This window comes from Streptomyces sp. CBMA156, from assembly GCF_014596515.1.
In the GTDB taxonomy this organism is placed as follows: domain Bacteria; phylum Actinomycetota; class Actinomycetes; order Streptomycetales; family Streptomycetaceae; genus Kitasatospora.
On the sequence record NZ_MSJQ01000396.1, the window covers coordinates 1 to 17210 of the forward strand.

Annotated in this window: 15 protein-coding genes and 1 pseudogene; 14 read left to right on the top strand and 2 right to left on the bottom strand. The window is 73.0% G+C overall.

All coding sequences use genetic code 11. The annotated features are described in order from the left end of the window. The 12 genes from BU198_RS35080 to BU198_RS35135 form a co-directional block, all read left to right on the top strand. On the top strand, positions 1 to 1209 hold a 1209-nt coding region (locus BU198_RS35080; RefSeq protein ID WP_188300885.1), incomplete at its 5' end, for a hypothetical protein. Continuing rightward, positions 1206 to 2075 carry a Scr1 family TA system antitoxin-like transcriptional regulator gene (locus tag BU198_RS35085; RefSeq protein ID WP_188298159.1) on the top strand — a complete coding sequence of 290 codons (870 nt, stop codon included), beginning with the start codon at positions 1206 to 1208 and terminating at the stop codon, positions 2073 to 2075. The genes BU198_RS35080 and BU198_RS35085, both read left to right, overlap by 4 nt. A gap of 593 nt (positions 2076 to 2668) precedes the next feature. Further along, positions 2669 to 4576: a glycoside hydrolase family 15 protein gene (locus BU198_RS35090; RefSeq protein WP_223244642.1), complete on the top strand. Its 1908-nt coding sequence runs from the start codon at positions 2669 to 2671 to the stop codon at positions 4574 to 4576. Continuing rightward, positions 4573 to 5625 carry an SAM-dependent methyltransferase gene (locus BU198_RS35095; protein WP_188298157.1) on the top strand — a complete coding sequence of 351 codons (1053 nt, stop codon included), beginning with the start codon at positions 4573 to 4575 and terminating at the stop codon, positions 5623 to 5625. The genes BU198_RS35090 and BU198_RS35095 overlap by 4 nt, the downstream gene beginning before the upstream one ends. Then, complete coding sequence (locus tag BU198_RS35100; protein WP_188298156.1) at positions 5622 to 6605, top strand: hypothetical protein; 984 nt, start codon at positions 5622 to 5624, stop codon at positions 6603 to 6605. The genes BU198_RS35095 and BU198_RS35100 overlap by 4 nt, the downstream gene beginning before the upstream one ends. Next, complete coding sequence (locus BU198_RS35105; protein ID WP_188298155.1) at positions 6602 to 6742, top strand: hypothetical protein; 141 nt, start codon at positions 6602 to 6604, stop codon at positions 6740 to 6742. Before BU198_RS35100 ends, BU198_RS35105 begins: the two co-directional genes overlap by 4 nt. Beyond that, on the top strand, positions 6739 to 7494 hold the full coding sequence (locus tag BU198_RS44050; RefSeq protein WP_188298154.1) for a response regulator transcription factor: 756 nt from the start codon (positions 6739 to 6741) through the stop codon (positions 7492 to 7494). Before BU198_RS35105 ends, BU198_RS44050 begins: the two co-directional genes overlap by 4 nt. Next, entirely contained in the window at positions 7491 to 8333 is an 843-nt protein-coding gene (locus tag BU198_RS35115; protein ID WP_188298153.1) for an SAM-dependent methyltransferase, read from the top strand. The genes BU198_RS44050 and BU198_RS35115 overlap by 4 nt, the downstream gene beginning before the upstream one ends. Before the next feature lie 104 nt (positions 8334 to 8437). Further along, positions 8438 to 9286 carry an SAM-dependent methyltransferase gene (locus BU198_RS35120; RefSeq protein ID WP_188298152.1) on the top strand — a complete coding sequence of 283 codons (849 nt, stop codon included), beginning with the start codon at positions 8438 to 8440 and terminating at the stop codon, positions 9284 to 9286. A gap of 205 nt (positions 9287 to 9491) precedes the next feature. Further along, the gene (locus tag BU198_RS35125) at positions 9492 to 11027 is read left to right on the top strand and encodes a hypothetical protein (RefSeq protein ID WP_188298151.1); all 1536 of its coding nucleotides are present in this window, start codon (positions 9492 to 9494) and stop codon (positions 11025 to 11027) included. A gap of 186 nt (positions 11028 to 11213) precedes the next feature. Next, positions 11214 to 11801: a Scr1 family TA system antitoxin-like transcriptional regulator gene (locus tag BU198_RS35130; RefSeq protein ID WP_188298150.1), complete on the top strand. Its 588-nt coding sequence runs from the start codon at positions 11214 to 11216 to the stop codon at positions 11799 to 11801. A 381-nt stretch (positions 11802 to 12182) separates the two neighbouring features. Continuing rightward, entirely contained in the window at positions 12183 to 13535 is a 1353-nt protein-coding gene (locus BU198_RS35135) for a hypothetical protein (RefSeq protein WP_188298149.1), read from the top strand. Between the two features lie 69 nt (positions 13536 to 13604). Here the strand turns inward: BU198_RS35135 and BU198_RS35140 are convergent, their stop codons facing one another. Further along, entirely contained in the window at positions 13605 to 14639 is a 1035-nt protein-coding gene (locus BU198_RS35140) for a transcriptional regulator (protein WP_223244640.1), read from the bottom strand. A gap of 120 nt (positions 14640 to 14759) precedes the next feature. Continuing rightward, positions 14760 to 14945: pseudogene (locus BU198_RS42950) on the bottom strand (helix-turn-helix domain-containing protein); the annotation flags it as partial. Between the two features lie 450 nt (positions 14946 to 15395). On the opposite strand from BU198_RS42950, the gene BU198_RS35145 reads away from it, so the two are divergent. Both BU198_RS35145 and BU198_RS35150 read left to right on the top strand, forming a co-directional pair. Next, entirely contained in the window at positions 15396 to 16256 is an 861-nt protein-coding gene (locus BU198_RS35145) for a 2-keto-4-pentenoate hydratase (RefSeq protein ID WP_188298147.1), read from the top strand. A 77-nt stretch (positions 16257 to 16333) separates the two neighbouring features. After that, positions 16334 to 17209: an acetaldehyde dehydrogenase (acetylating) gene (locus tag BU198_RS35150; protein ID WP_317620205.1), complete on the top strand. Its 876-nt coding sequence runs from the start codon at positions 16334 to 16336 to the stop codon at positions 17207 to 17209. Position 17210: the final 1 nt, after the last annotated feature.

Below are 17210 nucleotides of genomic sequence, written 5' to 3' on the forward strand. Positions count from 1 at the left end.
CTCGCACCGGCCGCGGCGGCGCAGATCCCGCGCCCCGAGCAGCACACCGTGGCCGCCGCCGTGGCCCACGCCCTCGCCGGCCACGGCTCACGCGTGCTGGTGATCGCCGCCGACGGCCCGGCGTGGGACAGCGCGATGGACACCTGGACCCGCGCCCGCGCCCACGAAGGCGCCGTGGTGGGCCTGTTGTCGCGTCCCCGCAGCGTTCCGGCCCCGCAGGACGACGGTCAGCGGGCCCTGGCCTGGACACCGCGTGGCCTGGTCGACCTGGCCGGCACCCGGCAGCCGGCCACCGTCGTGGTCACACCTCAGGCCCTGGACACGCTGACCGAGCTGCACCGCGCCGCCGGCGACCGGCCCCTCGCCCCGTGGGACCTGATCGTCACCGCCTCCTCCGGGCCGGAACACTTGGGGGCGCCGCACGACGGCCAGGGGCTGCCCACCGCGGCCCGCCTCACCCTCACCTCCACCCATCCGCGTCGTCTCCCCCGGCAGGCCGGCCCCGTAGTGGTACGGCGCAGCGCGTTACTCGCCGCGCAGCAAGGCCTGATGCGCGGTCACCGGCTGCTGGCCGTCCCCCACGCGGGCGCCGCCGGGACTCCGGACAGCCTGGCGGCCCTGATCCTGGAGGTGGCCCGCCGTCACGGGCTGCGGCGCGTGCAGGTGGTGTGCGCCTCCGCGCCGGCGTGCCGTCGGCTGACGGAGGCCGTCGGCAGGGCCGCCCGGGCCCTGCCCGCATGGCTGCGCCCGGCGTCCCTGTGGACCGGCACACTCACCCCCACCCTGCCCGCCGGGAGGCGGGACGACGTGGTGTGGCAGTTCGCCCAGGGCCACGAGGACCTGCTGGTGCTGGCCGCCCACGGTCCGCACCGGGCCACCGGCGCGGACGCCCTGCTGGTCGCCGCCCCGTACGACGAACACACGGCGGGCGAGGCCGTCGAATGGGCCCTGGAGACCCGCGGGCGGCACGACGGCCTGCGCACGCTCGTCGTCCTGGTACCCCTCGCCGCCGACGGCACCGGCCGCACCGGGACCGAGGCGCTCGTGCGGGCGTGCGCCGCCCTGGACCCCGCTCTCGTCGACCGCGCCGCACAGCACCCGGCCACATCCCGGTGGCCGTGGATCGAAGGGGGACCGTACCTGGACACCGGGCAGCACCGGCATCTCGACGCAGCAGCCCGGGCCCTGACCGCGGGACAGGCGTCGTGAGCGCCGACCGGGACCCCGACGACGTCCAGGAGCCCGCCCTGCTGGTGCCGAGCGGGCCGGTCGTCGCCGGGCTGCGCCTGGCCGCGCTGCGCGAGGCGGGCAACCTCACCCTGCGGGAAACCGCCGGCGCGGCGAAGATCACCCTGCGGCAGCTCGCCGCCGTCGAAGCCGGCCGGGCGCCGGCCCCGCCGGCGCAGCGGCTGAGCCGGCTGCTGCGTGCGCTCGGCGCCGCGCAGGACCTGCCGGTCCTGGACACCCTCATCCGCCGGACCTGGACCGAGAGCACCGTCGACGACCAGACAGGCTGGGCCGGCCGCCTGGAGAGCGTCCTGTCGCAGGCCACCGCGTGGCGGACGGCAGGCGGCGGCATCATGCCAGCGGGCGTCAGGACCGCCGCCTACCACCACGCCCTCACCGCCGGCCCGGACCCGGACACAGGTGAGGCCGGGGACGAGGCCGTGTTCACGCGGCTCGCGACGACGGCACCGCCCGTACGCGTCCAGGTGTACCTCGACGAGCAGGTCCTCGACCGGGCCTGCGGCGGCCCGGCAGCCGCCGCCGCACAGTTCGACCACCTCGCGGAGCTGACCCGGCACGGCTGGGTGACGGTGGCCCTCGTCCCGGCCGTCGCCTCCCCCGGCGGCCCCGCGCTGATCCACCTCACCACCGCGGCCGGGCCGCTCGTCGTCGAGGCGGATCCAACCGGCGTCCGCTACCACACCGGAACGACGGCGCACCGCGCGATCGACACCGTCGACTCGGTCCACCACCGCGCGGGCCGGACGAACGACGCCCCCGCGTACCTGCGCGTCGCGGCCCAGTGGATGCGCGCCCGCACCACCACCCCCGCGGGGGCGACACCGTGACCGAGGCCGACACCCTGACCGTTCCCGCCGCCGGGCCACACCACGCCGTCACCACCGCCCGCGCCGCCGGCCTCCGCACGATCAGGCCCCACCCCGGCTCCCGGGGACCTGCCTGCGGGCCGAACGAAGGGCCACCGACCTGCGGCTGCGCCAGACCGCGTCCTCGATCGGCGCCACCGCCCGGAACCTGGCCGCCATCGAGCCCGGCCACCATGGCCGTGCAGTTCGGCGTGCCGGGTCTGGCCGACCAGCCCGACCCCCTCATGCGCCTGCGCGAGGAGCAGGTGATCGGCCATCGGCCGGCCACCCGGCCCGGACACCGAACCCGTCGAACTCCACCGGCTCGACGGCTCGAGGCACACGCTGCCGGCCGAGGTCACGACGAACGGCGCCATCTGCCGCGGCGGGGAGGCCGCCACCGCGCGCAGTCGCCTCACAGACGCCCGCCTCGCCCGATCCCGGCCCTGCTCCACGAGCCGGGTCCTGCTGTCCCAGGTCAGCACGCACCTGGCCACGACCCCCTGACCACACCCCCGGCTCCACATCCCTGGCCGGTCACCACCCTTGCGAACGGACGCCTTCCCTTGAGCACCATGACCATGCCCCGCTCCGCGACCAGAGCCGCCACTGCCCTCGAAGACCTCGTGCCACTGGGCGACACCCGCACCGCTGTACTGCTGTCCACCTCCGGCGTCGTCGAGTGGGGCTGCGACACCCTCGACGGCAGCGCCCACTTCGCGGCGCTGCTCGGCGGCCCCGAGCACGGACACTGGACGCTCGCACCCCAGGGCACCGGTCGGGCAACGCGCAGCGCCTGGGACGGCGACGCGCTCGTTTTGGTCCAGGAGTGGGACACCGACGACGGCAGCGTGCGGGTGACGTCGTTCATGCCGCCCCAGCCCGCGGGCTCTCGCCTCAGCCGCCTCCACCAGATCGTCGAGGGTCTGACCGGCACTGTCGCGATGGCCTCGCACTACGCGCCGGCATTCGGGTACGGACGCCTGCCCGGTCACGTGCGGTGGGTGGCCCGCCAGGGCGGCACGGACGCCCTGGCGCTGACCGCCGGGTCCGTCACGCTGCTGCTCGACGGCCCCGGGCACGAGCCGGCCGCCGCCCCCGGGCGCGGATGGAGCGCGGAGTTCACCGTCGCTGCGGGGGAGCAGCACCCGCTGACCCTGACCGTCGGCGGATCCGGCACCACGGCATGGCCCGCCCCGACGCCGAGCGTCGACCTGACCGCCACCCGCCGGGACTGGAAGTCCTGGGCCTCCCATCTGACCTACCAGGGCCCCTACCGGGAGGCGGTCCTGCGCGCCGCCGCACTGCTGCGGCTGCTGACGGTCCGCGAAACCGGCGCGGTGGCCGCGGCCCTGACCACCTCCGTGCCGGAGTGGATCGGCGGCGCCCGCAACTGGGACTACCGCTACTGCTGGCTGCGCGACTCCGCGCTCACCGTCGAGGCACTGGTGCGCCTGGGCTTCCTGGAGGAGGCCGCGCGGTGGCGGCAGTGGCTGGTGCGGGCAGTCGGCGGTGACCTGGAACAGGCCGCCATCATGTACACGCTCGACGGCGGCCGTGACCTGACGGAACGAGAGCTGGACTGGCTGCCCGGGTACGCGGGCTCCACGCCGGTGCGGGTCGGCAACGGCGCAGCCGGACAGGCGCAGCACGACGTCTACGGGGAGCTGATCCAGGCGCTCGTGGCCTGTGAGCGAGCCGGGATGCCGGCGGACCCCGACGTGGATGCGCTGATGGTCGCCCTCGGCGAGCGGATCTGCACGGTGTGGCGGCTGGAGGACGCCGGGATCTGGGAAGTCCGCGGCCCCTGGCGCCACTTCGTCCACAGCAAACTGCTGTGCTGGCAGGGCCTGGACCTGCTGGTCGGCTGGGCCAGCGACCGGGCCGCGGCCGGTGTGCCCGTCACCGCCCCCGACGCGGTCGGGCGGTGGACGCAGGCGCGCGAGGCGATCAAGGCATCCGTGTGCCGGAACGGCTACAGCGAGCAGGCCGGTGTGTTCACCCAGTACTACGGCGGGCGTGAACTGGACGCCGCCGTCCTGCTGATGGCGCCGGCCGGAGTCCTGCCCCCGGACGACAAGCGGCTGGTCTCCACTGTAGAGGCCGTCATGCGGGACCTGGTCGACGCCAACGGGTTCGTCCGCCGTTACCGGCCGCGCCCGGACGGCGCGGTCGACGGCCTGACCGACGACGAGGGTGCCTTCATCGCCTGCAGCTTCCACGCGGTCGAGGCCCTCGCGGCGCTCGGCCACACCCGGGAGGCCCGCACCCTGTTCGAACGCCTGCTGGCCCTTCGGACCCCGCACGGGGTGCTGTCGGAGATGTGGGACGCCGACCGTCAGCAGCTCACCGGGAACCTCCCTCAGGGCTTCTCCTTGTGGGCGCTGGTCTCCGCAGCGCTCGCCCTGGACCCCACGGCACCCAGCCCGCTGGTCCGCGTCCCCCGCCACCGGCGCCCCCTGGACGCGGAGGCTTCCGCATGACGCCCCCGGCCCCCGCCACCACGGCCGGCACACCGGACCGCACCACAGTGGACCAGGTCATCGAGGGCCTCCTCACCCAGGCCAGGTCCTGCCGCGTCACCGACTACTTCATCGGCGGCTCCGACTCCTTCCGGGTCGACCGCGCCACCGCACTCGCGTTCATGAGGCTGGTCTCCAACGCACCCGATCTCGCCTTCCACGCCAGGGCGTTCACTGAGCACAGCGTCGGCGCCCTCGTCCGCGAGCACGGCATCCGCCAGTTCGTCGACCTCGGCTGCGGCCTGCCCCTGCACAGCCGCCGCAACGTCCACGAGATCGCGCAGGCCATCGCCGCCGACAGCACGACGGTCTACGTCGACAACGACCCCCTGGTCCTCAATCACGCCCGCCTCTACCTGCGCACCGACCAGACGGCGGTCGTCGAAGCCGACCTCGCCGACGGGCTGCACCCGATCCTCGAACACCCGAAGGCCCGGGCGCTCCTCGACCCGGACCGGCCGGTCGCGGTCCTGCTGTGCTCCACCCTGGAGACGCTGCCCGACGAGGCACTGCCCGCCGCGCTGCTGGCCGACCTGCCCTCCCTCATGCCCGCCGGCAGCTTCGTCGTGCTCACCCACCTGGCGAGCGCCGACGAACATGCCGCCGACCGGGCCTCGGCCCTCATGCGACAGCAGATCCTGGGCGGCTGGGGACGTATCCGCTCCCACAACGAGGTGGCGGCGCTCGTGGCCGGCCTGTCCCTCCTGGAACCGGGCCTGACCGACCTGAGCACCCTGCCCCCGCCCGCACCCGCGGTCCGCACGGCCCTGCGCGAAACCGGCCCAAGCCCGGTCACCGTGCTGGGCGCCGTCGCCCGCCTCGATCCGTCACCCGCCACGCGACGGCGCGCCGCCGCTCGCGCGTTCGGCGCCCACAACGCCGCGCAGCTGGGCTATGCCGCCGTCGCCACCGGCACCGTCCAGCTCGACGCGATCCACCCCGCATGCCCCCGCCTGACCCTGCCCGATGCCCTCATCAAGACCGCGCCCCCCGCCGGAGACCCCCGATGAGCACTGCCAGAATCCCCGCGCTGTCCGCCTCACCGGCCACGCACGCCGAGCTGCTGCTGACCGACCTGCGGGGCCGAGTGCTGCTCGCCCCCGGTCCGGACGGCACGGACCCGGACCTGCCGCGAGGTCCCGTGCCGCCCGGTGAGGCGCCCTACGCGGCCGCCCGGCGAGGCGCCGAAGCCGTGACCGGACTGGCCCATCTGCTCCCCGGACGGCTGCTCGCCATGGACTGGCACCCCGCCGGCGCCCAGACCCTCGTCACCTACGACCACCCGCCCCTGACCGACGCCCAGACCGGCACGCTTGACGACGGCCGCCGCGGCGCACCGCTCCTGGTCGCCCCCGCCGATCTCGCGGCCCACGCACCGGGCGCCGCCAGGCGCATCCTGGCTCTACTTCACGCCCGGGTCGAAGGCCGCACAGCCGAACTCGTCCAGGGCAGCCTGCGCCACCCCGGTGTGCTGGACGTGCACGGGGTGCTCGCCCGCACCCGGGCCCCCGTCCCTGCCTCGTGGGAGCGGGACGGCCGCGGCGGCGAGGCGGAGGCCGGGACGGAGGTCCACGGCTGGCTCTGGCACACGGCCGGCCTCGTCCTGCTCTGCCACGACCTGGAGACCGGTCAGACCGCGTTGCCCGGCGGCCCCCTCGAGCCCGGCGAGGCGGACGTCCCGGAAGCGGCCCTGCGCCGCGTGTGCGCCGGCGGCGTCCACGCCTTCGTCAAGGGCGTCACGGTCATCGGCCGCCGCGGCGCCGGCGTCCGCGCAGTCGGCTTCCTGCCCGGGCCCGCTCTCGCGATGGCGCCCGGCTCGCGGATCCAGCGGCTGCTGGTGACCCCCGAGCAGGTCCTGGACCTGTGCGCGGGCCAGGTCTGCCGCAGGGAACTGGAGGAGGCGTGCCGGACGGTCGACCTGCCCGGGGCCGCGCAACTGCCCGACCGCCGGCCCGTCGTCGCCGTGCCCGCCGAAGGGATGCCCTGGTGACCATCGACCCGGGAGAGGGCGCGGAGCGCGCCGTGGCGGACGGGCCGGGCCTCGTGAACCGCCTGCGATGGGCCGTCAACGGCCTGATGATCGACCTGAGTGACGGTCTGACCGCGTCGCCCGGAGCCGTCCTGTGACCGTCACGGCCGCCCGGCCCTCCGGTGGCTACGTGTACCGCGAACAGCTCCCGCCGACGACCGGACGCCGATCAGGGTACACGCTCCTCGCCAGGGCGCGTCCCGCCCGCCCCGGGCCTCGCATCGCCATCGCGGCGCCGCTCCTGCAGGCAGAATCCCTGACCGTCGCGCTGCGCCTCCACGGCTGGATCGCCGGCCCGGCCCGGCCCGGCGACCGGGCCGACGTCCTGGTACTCGCCGTCGACGGCCAGACATCGTGCGAGGCACGGATCCAGCACCTGAAGCGGGCGCTGCCGGCGGCTGCGGCCCTCGCCGTCGGACCGCACGACGGCACGGTGGCCTTCGGTGCCCTGCTGGCGGGGGCGGACGGATATCTGCCCCACGACGCGGGCGTGGACGAGGCCCACGAAGCGCTCACGCTGCTCCTGTCCGGCCATGCGGCGATCGGCTCCGCTCTGCTGCACCAGGCGCTGGAGGCGGCTGACAGCCGTCCCGGGGCAGACGAGGGCACGCGGTTCGCCGTCCTGCTCACCAAACGGGAACGGCAGGCGCTGCAAGGCGCGGCCGACGGGCTGGACACCGACGGCATCTCCCGGCGTCTCGGTATCAGCCCGACCACGACCCGCAGCCACATCCAGCGGGTCATCACCAAACTCGATGCCGACAGCCGCCCGCACGCGGTCGCGATCGCCCGCCGACACCGTCTCCTGAACCCCGACTCCTCCCCGCCTCTTGAAGGGCCCCGCCCATGACCGCCACACCCGCCGAACGTCCGGACGTCTCGGTGCCCTGCGCCTTCCGCATGGCGGACTCCTGGACCTCCGGCACCGCCAGCTTCGCGCCGGACCGCCTCGCCGCGCAGGCCATCGAGGCCGCTGTACCCGGCACCGCCCGCGCGTCCCTCGCGGGCGCCGACTTCGAGTTCCGGGTGCTGGAGCATCTCGCCGACGCGGGCATCACGCAGGTCCTGCACCTGGGACACGGATACCCCTACGCCCCGGCGATCCGGGGCGTCCTCGGTTGGGAGACGGTCCAGCAGCACAACGCCGGTGCTCCCGTGGTGCTGGTCTGCACGGACCGGACCGTCTACACCCGGACCGAGATGCTGGTGCACGCCGACGCGCCGGTCGTGACCCTGTTCCGGGAGCAGCTGGGTCCGGAGATCCTCGACGATCCGAGGGTGCGGGATGTCATCGATCTCGCGCAGCCGGTCGCGGTGCTGCTCACCGGCCTCCATCACCAGCATCCCGCACCCGACCTGTCGGCGCTCGTGGGGGGTATCACCGCCTGTATGGCGCCGGGGAGCTTGCTGGCGTTGTCCCACCTGGCCGCACCCGCCCGTCGGCACCGCAGGCGGCTGACCCGGCTGATGCACGAGGCTACGGACGGCCGCTGGGGCAGGGTCCGCGCGCCCGGCGACCTGGCCAAGGCGTTGCTGGGCTTGGAGAGGGTCGGTCCCCGGCCCGGGGACGTCACCGCGTGGTCGGCGGTCGGACGTACCCTGCCCACCCACGCGAACCTTCCCATGGCGGGCCCGGCCCCGGCGGTCTTCGAGTACGGGGCCCTGGTCCGCGTCCGGGCCTGGGCCTGATGCCCGCCGTGCGTCCTGCCCGTGCCCCACTGACCTGCGCACCATCGGTCGCCGCACCGAGCGGCCAGCACGTCGAAGGAACCGTCCGTGAAGAGGCCCTGTCCATGAGCAGAATGCACGCCGGAACCTGTACCTGGGACAACCAGATACCGAACGGGCTGAGGATGACCAATCGCCTCGCCGGTCAGGAACTGAACCACTCCGCCGACCAGGTCTTGGCCGACGAGCTCTCCGGACTCGTGGACGGCGTGCGCGCCGCCGTATGCGACGCCGTCGAGTTCAAGGTCGAGGTCGCCAGGGCGGCCGTGGACAGGGGAATCCGGCAGATTGTCGACCTCGGCTGCGGGGTTCCCCAAAACCCCTATCTGTACAGGACCGTGCAGTCCCACGATCCCGACGCGCTGGTGGTGTCCGTGGAGCACGACGAGTGGGCGCTCGCATATGCCCGGACCTCACTCGACGTCAGCGATCGCACCCCGGTGATCGCGGCGTCGTACCTCTGCGCTGACGTACTCGACCACCCGGATCTGCGCTGCCGTGTCACCTGGGAACGGCCGGTGTGCGCGCTCCTCGTCTCTGCCGCGCACACCGCGCCCCTCCACGACCTCGCGGCTCTGGTCTCCGACCTCGTCGGGCGCCTTCCCCGGGGGAGCGTGCTCGCCGTCTCCCAGTGGACGCTCGACGACGAGCTCCTGCGAGGGACCGTCAACGATTTGTTGACCGAGCGCACCCGCGGCCGGTGGGGGCTGGTGCGCAGCAGCGCCGAGATCACCGCCGCGCTCGCCCCGCACCCGCTGCTCGGCCCGCCCAGCCCTGTGGCCGGGCATGCGTGGCCGGCCACAGGGCGGGTCCCGGCACCTGCCGGTGGACAGCGGGCCGCACTGGTCGAGTTCGGCGGCATCATCCACGTTGGCAACCCGCTGCTGCCGGTCGATCACCAGGACATGCCATGACCGCATCCGCACTCCGGTCTGCCGGTTCCAGGAACGCCACCCGCCCGGGGCATGGCACGGCGAGCTCTCACGGACTCCCCGCCGAACAGCCGGACCTGAAGGCCGCGACAGCCCATGAGGGCGCACGCCGCGCACCGTCCGGTGGGTGCCGACCCTCGGCCGTTCCGATGCCGAAATCCTGCGCCGACAAGGAGCACCGTCCACGATGACCAGCACGAACACCGACCCGTCGACCCGGCGCAGAGGCCGGCGACGGCTCACACAGGACGAGGTCGCGGCCCGTCTACGGGCGGCCGGGCTCGAACTCACCAAGCCGTACGAGGGTTCCACCGTTCCCGTGCACGTCCGCCACATGACGTGCGGCCATCACGACCGGGGCCTCCTCGCCGATCTCTCCGTTCTCCGGCGGCCGTGCCGTGTCTGCCACCCGCGCTCCGCCAACCGCAAGGCCCCCACCACGCGGACCTACGACCTGACACCAGACGAAGCCGTCAAACGTCTGAACACCGACGGATGGGAGCCCCTCACCCCCTACCCCGGCTCAACCGACCGACCATGGCGTATGCGGCACCGAACCTGCGGATCGGTCGAACACCACGCCCTACGAGGATTCCTCGGCCACTGCACCAGCTGTGACCCGGCTGCCAGAGCCGCCCAGGCCGAGCTGACCGGCCTCGGCTATACCCCGGTTCACCCCTACCCCAACAGCCGAACCGCGCCCTGGCACGTGCGCCACACAGCGTGCGGCCACATCGTCGCCAAGCCGCTCGACGAACTCACCCACGACAGGTGCCCCGGCTGTGCACCCCGGGGAAACGGCCCTGGCAGCCGCCCCGGGGCTCGGCCGAACAGCCGCGTCCCGCTCAGTGAGACGGCTGCCGTGGACCGGCTGCGAGCCTACGGCTACGAGCCCGCTGAGCCCTACCCCGGCGGCGTCACCCTCGCCTGGAGAGTCCGGCACATCGCGTGCGGCCACGTCTGCGTCCGAACACTGGACAAACTGCGTGCGGCCCACCGTTCCAACCGTGCCCGCAGAGAACAGGGCATCGAGAAGAAGGAAACTCTCTGCCCCGGCTGCCGGACCGCGGCCAGGACGACCACCGTTGACACCTCCGGCAGGCGCGCCTCGGTCGGTCGGCCCCGCCTCGACCACTCCGTCGTCGAGGACCGCCTCCGCGCCGCCGGCTACGAGCTCCTCCACCCGTTCGAGACGACCCGGATACCGGTCCGGGTCCGCCGCAAGGCCTGCGGACACACGGCCACCGCCAGACTCTTCCTCCTTCTCAGAGGAACACGCCCGTGTGCCGGCTGCGCCCCCTCCGCCGTCCGGACCCCGGTCAACGCCGAGGACGCCATACAACGCATCCGGGCCGCGGGCTACACGCCGATGCAGCCCTACCCCGGTAGTACCGAGAAGCCGTGGTCCATGCGGCATCTGGCCTGTGGGACGGTCGTCAGCCGGCCACTCAAGGCGGCTGCGGGCTGTGCGCACTGCCGTGTGAAGGAAGCGGTGGAAGTGATGCGTGCGGCCGGCCTGGAGCCGCTGGAGCCATACCCGGGCGTCACCATCAGGCCGTGGCGCTGCCGCTGCGGCGGGTGCGGAAGCGTCGTCACACCGAACCTGCGCAACGTGCGCCGCACCGGAAAAGGCTGCCGTCCGTGCGGCTACGAACGGCGCGACCGGGCCCGCAGGGACACGAAGCAGGTGGACCTTCCGGCGACGTCATGCCGGGCATCGTGACCTCGCCGATGACCAGCCCGCGCTACGGCATCCCAGGCCCGGACACGTGCCCTTGCCGGTCCGGTCGGCAGCCGCCGCACTCGCCGGACGTACCGCCCGGCTCGCGGTCGGGCCCCTCCCACTGCGGAACCTCACAGGGCCGGCCACGACCGAACAACGACAGCACCGAGTGAAAGCAGACCGTGAATGAGCACCACCACGACCAACGTGATCGGAGTGCCGGGTGCCAACTCCGGCCCCGCGCTCGAGGTTCCACAGCCGGCCGATTCATGGATGGCATCCCCGCCCCCTGAGGGTGCTCTGCGTGCCGACCAGATCGAGGCCGCCACGGCCATCGTGCGCGTGCTGGAGGACGAGGACCGCACCATCCTGACGAAGGCGTGCGGGACCGGGAAGACACGCACGCCCCGGCTGGCGCGGCCGGACAGTCGCGTCGTCCTGCTGCTCAACGAGACCCTGCTCCACGCCTGCGCCCAAGCTGGCACACAGCCATGGAGCGGACAGCTGCAGCACCTCACCGCGCTGGCTGAGGGCACCGGGTTGAGGGTTCGCATCGTTCCCCTGTGCAGCAGCCAGAGGATCCTCGTCGACCGCGTCGGCCTTCGCCTCGGCCGACGCCGGACCGTCACTGTCACCCCGAGCGGCGCCGAGACGTTCTACGAGGACCTGGCCGACGATCGCCTGACGGCGCAAGGCCGGGTGGCACTGGGCCACCGGGCGAGCCTGGACCTCCTGCGATGGGCCGCCGCAGGAATGCTGGAGTCACCGTGGTGACGCGTATTCGGCCCAGGTGCTGGGACATCTCGGCGCAAGGTGTGTCCGGCAGCGTGCTGAGGGACGGGACAGTACCTCGGTCACCGGCCGCTACCCTCCAGTGTCCCTTGCCCGGCTGGTGTTCGCAGTCGGCATGCGCGAGGAGTCGGTCCTCTGTGGGTCCGGCGTCTGGGCTGCACTATCACGCGTACCAACAGGCCGGGGCGCTTCGTCAGCCCCGCTCTCGTTCCTGCCCATTCGCCCACAGTGGCTGACACGACGAGGTGACTCATGTCTGCGAGGGATCAAGGTGCAACCGCACCGCCGTCCACCAGGGTCGACGACGGTCAAGCCACAGGCTCGTCCACTGCCCGGCATGGTGGTTCGTCGAAGCTCCACAAGGTGAACACCGCCCTGGGAAGCCTGATCGCGGCGGCTGATGTGAAACGGGCGTGGCTCGCGCGCGAGATCAACAGGCTGTCCCAGAACGATAGCAAGCCCACCGCCTACACCCATACCCATGTGCAGCGCTGGCTCGACGGGGCAAAGCCTGGCGAAATGACCTCCAAGCGGATTGTTCGGTTGCTTGGCGAACGTTTGAACCGGGTTGTCACTCTTGAGGATGCTGGGTTCGGGGAGTTGGCGCCGCTCGACCCCGCGGTCGGGTTGGATTTCCCCCGCGACCGTGAGACCGCTCTCGGGAACGCCATCACCTGCTGGAGGACCGTGCACCGCCGTGATGTCCTGCGCCTGCCCAGTGCCGCACCCGCCGTCCTCGGCGCGGCGACCATGCGGTGGATGGCAGTCCCAGCCGACGTCCCCGCCCCGCGTCACGGAGAACGGCGCGTCGGCAGGACCGACGTCGAGGAGGTGTGGGCGGCCGCTGCTCAGGCTCAGCTTGTGGACTCCCGGTATGGGGGTGGCGACTGGCGCGACAGCAACGTCCTGGTCTGCCTGCGGTCGGCGGCGCCGCTGCTGGCCGGCAACTACTCCGCCGAGACCGGGCAGGCGCTGCACAGCGCCGTCGCTGAGCTGTCGCGGGTCGTAGGTTGGGCGGCCATGGACGCGGGGCACCACGGCGCGGCTGACCGGCTGCTGATCCAGGCCCTGCGCCTGGCCCGGTCCGCCGGCGATGTGGGGCTGGGCAGCTATGTGCTGGCCACGCTTGCGCTGAAGACGTTCCTGGCCGGCTGGCCGTCGCAGGCCGCGGACATGGCGGAGGCGGCATACGAGCGGGGCAAGGGCCACGCCGCGCCTCGGGTGTTGGCGTTCTGCAAGCTTGCCTTGGCCAGGGCGTTGGCCAAGGACGGCGATGGTGTGGGCGCCGCCGCCGCGCTGGTTCGCTGCGAGAACCTGCTGTCCGGTATCCACCAAGGTACCTACGACCCCTCGTGGATCTCGTACATGACCCCTGAGCGGCTGGCCACCGACAGCGTCGAGGTGCACAGGGACCTCGGGCTCACGGCAGCGGCCCGGCGCTGGGCCGAGCGCGCCGGTGCGATGCCGGTGGGCCGCTACACGCGCGCGGTCGGCATCCGTCATGCTGTCCTCGGCAGCACGCATGCGATCGACCGGGACCTCGAGCAGGCGGTGACCGTTGGCTACCGGGCACTGGACATCCTCGCCGGGGTGCGATCTTCGAGGGCACACAGCTACCTCCATGACCTGGTCGGCAGGCTCGACCCATGGAGTGGTGATCCGCGGGTGCGTGAACTTGCACACCAGGTCGGTTCCGGCCTCCCACCGTCGGCTTGAGTCGCTGAGCGCCCGGGGGGATGTCACCTCCGGGCGGCGGATGCTGGTGAAGAGGCGGCCGGGAAGCGTTCAGGTGAGGACCCCGGTCCGGCGTGCGAAGTCGCGCACGCCGGCCGCGGGCATCGCTGTGTAGAGCAGTTCGGACGTGAGCGCCTGCAGTGCGGGTCGGCGGGCCTCCTCGGGGGCGACTCGGTCGACGAACCGCAGTGCGGCCAAAGTCCGCTGCTGGTCGCCGAGGCGCATCCACATGCGGGCGGTGTCGGTGCCCCAGCGCGCCTGGCGCTCCGCCGTGGGCAGAGCAGCCGGGTTGATCCGCGTCGCGTGGGGGACGGCCTGGTCCGGCTCGCCGAGCACCGTGTGCACGCCGACCCGGTACAGGTCGACCTGGGTCGGCGTAGCTTCCACAGTGAACAGCCGCTGCCGGGGGAGGCCGACCGGCAGCCGGTCGACGGCCTCGGCGGCTCCTGTCAGCAGGTCGTGGGCGCTGCCGGCGTCGTGGGCGCATGCCGCGGTGTAGGCGGCGGTCATCCATAGGCTGGCCGCGACGGCCCGCGCGGCGGGGCCGTGGTCGTCGAGGTCGCGGGCCGTGCGCTCAAGGAGCGCGACGGCCGCACCAGGACGGCCGGCACGGCGCATGGTGATGGCGAGGACGCGGACAGCCTCGCCGATGACGACCGGGTCTCCGCTCTGGCGAGCGGCCTGTACGGCCCTGTCGGCCGTGGCCCAGGCGAGGTCCGAGTGGTGCTTCGCCGCCAACTCCGTGGCCAGGACGTAGCCTCGCGCGGCAAGGGTGTGGGCCCGCTCGCGGGCGCCGCCGCTGGAGGAGTCTCGGTGGGCCTCGGCGGTCGCGATCAGGCCCGGCAGGGCGGCGCCGAGATCCCGGTAGTGCGAGGCGGTGAATTGCGCCCGGGTCGCGGCGAGCAGCCGGTCCAACTGCGGGAGCGAGGTTCCGGACACGGGCGCAGGCGGCGTGTAGAGGAGTCCTACCAGGTTGTCGGCCGGGTCGGCGGAACCGGCCTGCGCCGAGCCTGCCGCCGCGGCCTGTGGGACCGCCAGGGAAGCGGTCGCGGCGACGCCAAGCAGCAGCAAGTTCCGACGGCGCATGGGATCCTCCGGGTCCGACGTCCTGGTCGCCACGATAGCGCCGGAAGTGGCCCCGGATGGCTGTTGTGGCCTCAACGCCGCTGCCGAGACCTCGAGTTTGTACGCACCGAGGTCGATCTCCAGTACGTCCTCGAAACGCAGGAGCGAGTGGGGCGACGGCCGCATCTCACCGTTCTCGATCCTGCTCACCGCCGAAGCCGAGTAGCCGGTTTCCTTTCCCAGCTGGGCCTGCGTCATCCGCCTGGCAGCGCGAGCGCCGCGGATGACCGCTCCGAGATCACGGCTTCCTTTGGATGAAGTAGCCATTCGACTCCCCAACTCGCCTCACCTGTAAGGGTAGTGGGGTTGGCTTCCCCAGCCGGTTCACAGGATGTGCGGATCCCGCACGCCGTGTGCGGGTCATGGCCGAAGGGCTTCCCCGCCGCACACGGCTGCGGTGTGCTGAATCCCGCGCCCGGTGGGCCGAACATCGAGCAGACATGACGCGAACATGCCCAATATGTCGAAAAGTGCCCCCCTGAAAGTGCCTTCCGCCGTCCTGCGATGTGGTGTCTCCTGGGTCTCCACCCGGAACGCTCGCCCGCAGGTAGCCGCCACACGCCGCCGGCCTACATCCAGTGCGATCCAGCCTTCCCGGACCGCCACAGCCCCGCCCTGCGCGCCGCCACTTCTCCCCTCAACAGGACCTCGGTCGGCCCGACGGGCCCCGGGGCGGCGGTCGCCGCATCAGTGTTCTGTACGAAGGAGTGCCACGAGATGATCCCCTTGGATCCGCTGGGTCCCGCGACCGCGACCACGCAATCCGGGTACCGGCTTCCCGTCCCCGCCGAGGTGGGGAACGCCCAGGGCTGGGTGGAGGACGAGGCCGGCCTGCTGCGCGAGGCCGAGCGGTCCCGCCGTCCGGTCGCCCCGTTGACGAAGCGGCACCCGATGGCCGATCTGGGTGACGCCTACCGGATCCAGTGGGCCGGGGTGCAGCAGCGGTTGGGTGGGGGCGCCCGGGTCGTCGGACACAAGGTGGGGCTGACCTCGGCCGCGATGCGTGAGCAGATGGGCATCGACGAGCCGGACTTCGGAGTTCTGCTGGACGACATGGTCGTGCCCATCCGGGGCGAGCTGGCCTTGGATGGGCTGATCAGCCCCCGCATCGAGGCGGAGTTCGCATTCCGGCTCTGCCGGGACCTGGCCGGAGAATCCGTCGGGGTGCGCGAGGCTCGGGCCGCGGTGGGAGAGGTGCTGCTCGCCCTGGAGGTGATCGACACCCGCTACCAGGACTGGAACCTGGCCCTGGTCGACAGCATCGCGGACAACGCGGCGTGCGCCCGGATCGTCGCCGGCCCCGCAGTCCCGTTCCTTCCGGACCTGAACCTGCCGTCCGAGGTGCTGACGGTGACCGTGGACGGGACCGCGGTGGCCTCCGGTGCCGGGAGCGAGATCCTCGACGACCCGATCGAGTCCGTGGCGTGGCTGGCCCGCCGGCTGGCCGCCTTCGGCCTGGGCCTGAAGGCCGGTGAGGTGGTGCTGGCCGGAGCGGTGCACGCCAGCCTCCCGCTGACGCCCGGCCAGGTGAGCGTCTCGTCTGCGCACCTGCCCCCGGTGAGCGTGCAGGTCCGCTGACCCGCCGCGCACCGGCGCCGACTCCGGTCGGCTTCACCTCACCCCAAGGCACCAAGACGAACGGAAGGAGAACCATCGTGGCTGAGCCCACGAGGCGACTGAGGGCCGCGGTCCTCGGGACAGGCAAGATCGGACTGGACCTAGCCGAGAGGATCGGCAAGTCCGGCGTGCTGGAGTGCGCACTGGTCGTCGGCCGCGACCGCTCATCGAGGGGGCTGCGCGAAGCGGCCGCGATGGGGCTGGCGACCGCCGCCGACGGGATCGACTCCCTGGCCCGCAGCGGTGAGCACTTCGACGTGGTCTTCGACGCCTCCCACGCGGCGGCCCATACCGCCCACCAGGTCCAGCTGGCCGCGACCGGCGCCGTGCTGGTCGACCTCACCCCGAGCGGCGCCGGCACCAGGGTGGTGCCGAGTGTCAACGGGACCCGGGCCCTGCCGTCGCGGCACTTCAACCTGATCAGCTGCGGCGGGCAGACGGCGATCCCCGTGCTCCACGCCCTCGCCCAGGTCTGCGGGCCCACCTACATGGAGGTCGTGGCCACGGCCGCCACGGCCAGCACCGGCCGGGGCACGCGCCTGAACATCGACGAGTACATCTCGACGACCCAGGTCGCGGTGCAGGAACTTGCCTGCCAGGCGCCGGTGAAGGCGCTGCTCAACCTGACCCCGGCCGACCCGGCACCGCCGTTTCGCGTGGCGGTCGCGGCGCTCGCGCCCACCGCAGAGACCGACGCAGTGCAGGCCGCGGTGCACGCCGCGGCGGAGCGGGTCCGGGACTACGCGCCCGGCTACGCCGTCACCTCCTGCACCGTCACCGGGCAGCGGATTGACGTGGCCCTGGAAGTCACAGCCCGTTCCGGGCACATCCCGTGGTACGCGGGCAATTTGGACATCATCAACGCGGCCGCGGTGCACATGGCTGAGCAGCACGCCGCCGCCCTGACCCGGTGAG

What these genes read in the sequence shown, in the direction of transcription:
- BU198_RS35090 (WP_223244642.1), top strand. Translation starts at nt 2,669, where the DNA reads ATGACCATGCCCCGCTCCGCGACCAGAGCCGCCACTGCCCTCGAAGAC.
- BU198_RS35095 (WP_188298157.1), top strand. Translation starts at nt 4,573, where the DNA reads ATGACGCCCCCGGCCCCCGCCACCACGGCCGGCACACCGGACCGCACC.
- BU198_RS35100 (WP_188298156.1), top strand. Translation starts at nt 5,622, where the DNA reads ATGAGCACTGCCAGAATCCCCGCGCTGTCCGCCTCACCGGCCACGCAC.
- BU198_RS35115 (WP_188298153.1), top strand. Translation starts at nt 7,491, where the DNA reads ATGACCGCCACACCCGCCGAACGTCCGGACGTCTCGGTGCCCTGCGCC.
- BU198_RS35120 (WP_188298152.1), top strand. Translation starts at nt 8,438, where the DNA reads ATGAGCAGAATGCACGCCGGAACCTGTACCTGGGACAACCAGATACCG.
- BU198_RS35125 (WP_188298151.1), top strand. Translation starts at nt 9,492, where the DNA reads ATGACCAGCACGAACACCGACCCGTCGACCCGGCGCAGAGGCCGGCGA.
- BU198_RS35130 (WP_188298150.1), top strand. Translation starts at nt 11,214, where the DNA reads ATGAGCACCACCACGACCAACGTGATCGGAGTGCCGGGTGCCAACTCC.
- BU198_RS35140 (WP_223244640.1), bottom strand. Translation starts at nt 14,639, where the DNA reads ATGCGCCGTCGGAACTTGCTGCTGCTTGGCGTCGCCGCGACCGCTTCC.
- BU198_RS35145 (WP_188298147.1), top strand. Translation starts at nt 15,396, where the DNA reads ATGATCCCCTTGGATCCGCTGGGTCCCGCGACCGCGACCACGCAATCC.